This is a genomic window from Microbulbifer epialgicus (assembly GCF_041447265.1).
Taxonomy (GTDB): domain Bacteria; phylum Pseudomonadota; class Gammaproteobacteria; order Pseudomonadales; family Cellvibrionaceae; genus Microbulbifer; species Microbulbifer epialgicus.
On sequence record NZ_JBGMEK010000179.1, the window covers coordinates 1 to 3,140 of the forward strand.

The window sequence follows — 3,140 nt, forward strand, 5'->3', positions numbered from 1 at the left end:
TCAATTTACCCGTTAGCGAAAAAGGTTTTCAACATCAGAATCAGACAAGAACAACCATACAAGGCCAGGCAAGATGCTCCGGGTCTGGGGCCCTCCGCGAGGCAGCTTACTTGTGCACCTTTTGCACAGGTCGCTTTGCTCCCATTTTTGCGCAAAACGCGTACAAGGTAAGCTGCCCCTACCGGCGGCGTTAGGTAGCTGGCCAAAGTCATGGAACGATATAAATACAATATATTCGGTAGGGAAGTCCTGATTGAAAGAAGTAACAATCGATGGGCAACTTTCTACCAAGGCGCTGAAGGTAAGCGTCGAAATGCTGGAATATTCGTGCCACCTGAAATTAAGGAAAATGAGTTAACTCTGTATCTATCAGATCTCTGTCATGAATGGGCAAATGAAAGGCACCAATCTGTAGTGCGCTTGAGCGAAGATAAATAAATGGGCATTTTTAGAGCATCCTGCCAAACAAGTTACTCCAGCTGGCGTTTTGGTCTACGCTCCGTTTTGGCGTGGCTTCGTCACTTTACGCCAAAACTCCACTACAACCTAAACGCTGCTGAGTAAGGCGTTGCTGTGACGGATTGTATTTGTCCCTATAGTTGGCTTTCTGTACGATCCTTCAAAACAATAGAGGGGTCGTCATGCGTTTAGTCTTGCCAATCATCCTATCCGCCGCTCTGATCGGCTGTCTTGAAGTAGAAGCCAAAGAGGGGCGCGGCTACGACCACCATGAGTGGCTGCCACGCTGGTCTGACTCTGACAGACCGCCAGAGCACCCACCATGAGCTGCTAGCTCAGTTCTCCCTGACCCCAGTAACCTTCACCAGTGACAAACGCTGCACTGTCGATACTGGTCTATGGCTGGGCCCTTACACCGGCCAATTCTTCAGCTTGGCGCCTGACCTGGATGTTGAACACATCGTACCTCTGTCATGGGCGTATTAGCACGGTGGTACCAACTGGGGCTAGAGAGCTAAAGAGGGAGTTTGCAGAAGACCCCGAAAATCTATGGCTTGTTGATGATGGCCGGAATCAAAGCAAGGACGACAAAGGGCCGGATGAGTGGATGCCACCCTATAAGCCCGTCCAGACGGCAATAGTGGGGAAGTATGGGCCGGAGTTCTCACCGGAGGAATCTGCTTAAATTTTGGCCTTGTTGGGGCAATCCTGATCGCAGGTATTTCGCCACTATAAAAGTAGTGTGAGCAGATTGTTTAAAGACCCACTCAGATGAATCTATGACATGTATAAGTTTTACTTTCAGTGACAAGATTCAAGAGCACTCGTTTTAACTCACCATAAAAGTCCCATTTCTTTGGTTTGGAGGAGTTCACAGGGTGATTGATAGCAGTCATAATGCCCAACTTTAAAGCAGCTGCTATTCTCCACTTGATTGGTTCCACACCAGAAAGGTAAACCATCTAATCTTGATGGGCTTTGTATGTAAAGCTGGATAGTAACAAAGTATATTTTGAATTAACTATTAAGCTGTTATAAGCACAAAACTATTGGGAAATGACATGAAACAACTTATTAGTACTGTGGCCCTTTTGCTATTGGCCTCAGAGAGTTATGCGACGGTGGATTGTGGCCCACTGAAAGTTACTGCAATACAAGTTCAGAAAGCTGATGTTCTTGTACAAGTCCAAGGTGAATCTTGGGAGACATGGAAATCCTTGGGTTTGCATTCTGAATCCAGCACTTCTTCATTTCAATCAGTTGCACAACAAGCAATGGCTACAGGTGATTCAGTAATATTAAGATTTCCGGATGGCTATGATTGTATGATTTCTGATTATACACAATCTGCTCAAATGATACGAATTTATAAGTAGTTTATGTCTAGGCGCTGTGAGGTGATAGTTTGCCATTATTCTCAGACCTTTTAAACGATTCAGGAAGTGAGGCAAAGCTATCAACTCTACTCGCACATTTATGGTTGGTAAACAAGCAGGTTTGAGTATTAGTGTTTATGTGGTCGGTCGTTCAAAAAAATGCGGTGCACCTATCTACGTGCAGCGGTTTATGGCGATAGTAGAGAGGTATGAGCTGGAGTTCTCGCAGGAAGAATCGACCCAGGTTTTAGGCTTGTTGGGGAGTAGGTGAATTACAGCTCAAAGAGTTCATAATCTGCTTTATTTATTATAGCTATCGCTGTGTAGAACACTTCTCTTCAAATAAGCTCAAAGAAACACGTGGGAGCATTCAATCTATTCAAATGCTCCTCATTATTGATGGTGTCGTGAAGTTGTTTGTGGTTATTTAGAGCTTTTACCAAGTGTACTTGAAGTCTACCCACTCACCATTGTCATTACAGTAGGCTTGAACGTCGCAATAGTTCTTACAGATTGAGCCTCTGGTTATATTAGTTAATATACCTTCTGCATGTGTTGCTTCAAAATCTCCAAGCCAGCAATCTTCCCCAGTTCTGTTGGTGGTATCACTTTCAAGATTCCAGCTGCTGGCCCTAAATCCTGTAGGTGTTTCCTTTACGACTCCAATGCATTGATATAGCTCTCCCTGACTAACAAAATTGTGTGACAACTGTTGTGATGGGCAAGTAGTGCTATTAGCCAGTGAGGTGGTGGAGGACAAAATTAAAGCTGTCATCAATCCTATTTTTAACATCTATAAATCCTTTTTTGTTTAAATTTCTTGTCAAATTTTGCTGCCACAAACAGCGTTAAGTATTTTCCTCCAGGTGGATCTAATTCTCAAGACTGTAGTGGTCTAATCCTTCCGGACACTTCGTTAAGAAGGTAAAATTACCAAGCGAGGGGAAGTATGACAACAAAAGGTACACGTCGGCATTTCAAGCCGGAATTCAAGAAAGATGCCGTAACCCTAGTCTCCGAGCAAGGGTACTCGATTCCTAAGGCTGCTGAGGCTGTAGGACTACTGCCAACAATCTGCGACGTTAGATAAAAGAGCTGAAGCTGGGAGAGAGCGGAGTAAGGCTGGATGCCGGCGAGCGCGCTGAACTGGATCGATTGCGACACGAAATCAAGCAGTTGCGTATGGAGAAGGAAATCCTAAAAAAGGCCAGCGCCTTCTTTGCGAAAGAGTTGTACTTGGCAGTAGTGATTGATCTCTATTCACGCCGGATTGTTGGTTGGCATCTAGATCGCCAGATGGAAACG

Annotated in this window: 6 protein-coding genes; 5 read left to right on the forward strand and 1 reads right to left on the reverse strand. The window is 44.8% G+C overall.

Annotation, left to right across the window (positions count from 1 at the left end; translation table 11 throughout):
• The first annotated feature begins 210 nt into the window (after window positions 1-210).
• From ACCI49_RS25115 to ACCI49_RS24090, 4 genes are all read left to right on the forward strand, one after another.
• A complete protein-coding gene (locus ACCI49_RS25115) occupies window positions 211-438 on the forward strand; it encodes a DUF7661 family protein (RefSeq protein ID WP_442928500.1) in 228 nt (75 codons plus the stop codon).
• 203 nt (window positions 439-641) lie between these two features.
• Window positions 642-785, forward strand: coding sequence for a hypothetical protein (locus ACCI49_RS24080; RefSeq protein WP_371841792.1), 144 nt, complete (start codon window positions 642-644; stop codon window positions 783-785).
• Window positions 786-826: 41 nt separating this feature from the next.
• Window positions 827-1,144, forward strand: a complete 318-nt coding sequence (locus tag ACCI49_RS24085; protein WP_371841793.1) for a hypothetical protein — start codon at window positions 827-829, stop codon at window positions 1,142-1,144.
• A gap of 376 nt (window positions 1,145-1,520) precedes the next feature.
• Window positions 1,521-1,835 (forward strand): hypothetical protein, encoded by a 315-nt coding sequence (locus tag ACCI49_RS24090; RefSeq protein ID WP_371841794.1) that lies wholly within the window; start codon window positions 1,521-1,523, stop codon window positions 1,833-1,835.
• A 436-nt stretch (window positions 1,836-2,271) separates the two neighbouring features.
• Here ACCI49_RS24090 and ACCI49_RS24095 read toward each other — a convergent pair whose 3' ends face one another.
• Window positions 2,272-2,628, reverse strand: a complete 357-nt coding sequence (locus tag ACCI49_RS24095) for a hypothetical protein (RefSeq protein ID WP_371841795.1) — start codon at window positions 2,626-2,628, stop codon at window positions 2,272-2,274.
• 156 nt (window positions 2,629-2,784) lie between these two features.
• On the opposite strand from ACCI49_RS24095, the gene ACCI49_RS24100 reads away from it, so the two are divergent.
• The gene (locus ACCI49_RS24100; protein WP_371841796.1) at window positions 2,785-2,925 is read left to right on the forward strand and encodes a hypothetical protein; all 141 of its coding nucleotides are present in this window, start codon (window positions 2,785-2,787) and stop codon (window positions 2,923-2,925) included.
• Window positions 2,926-3,140 lie beyond the last annotated feature (215 nt).